Origin of the sequence: Rhizobium ecuadorense, from assembly GCF_001187535.1 — a bacterium.
Classification (GTDB): Bacteria; Pseudomonadota; Alphaproteobacteria; order Rhizobiales; family Rhizobiaceae; genus Rhizobium; species Rhizobium ecuadorense.
Window position 1 is genome coordinate 1 of record NZ_LFIO01001139.1, and the last position, 260, is coordinate 260.

The following is a 260-nucleotide window of genomic DNA, read 5'->3' on the forward strand; positions in this document are numbered from 1 at the left end:
GCCTATAGTGGCAAGGTCTCGTGGACGGGCTTTGCCTCGAACACCGCCGTGATGGCCTATACCGAAATCGCCAAGATCTTCGGTTCTGGTCCCAACGACATGGATGCCGTCTTCAAGCTGTTCAAGGACCATCCGGAGCATCTGAAGGGCGTCGTCGACAGCACCAATCACCAGATGACGCTGTTCCAGCAGGGCGAAATCGCCGTCTTCATGTGCTCGACCGGCAACGTCGCGCATCTGAAGAGCCTCGGCCTCAACGC

General features: G+C 58.5%; 1 pseudogene. It reads left to right on the top strand.

Features of this window, described 5'->3' with window-relative positions:
• A pseudogene (locus AF337_RS24540) lies at positions 1-260 on the top strand (ABC transporter substrate-binding protein); the annotation flags it as partial.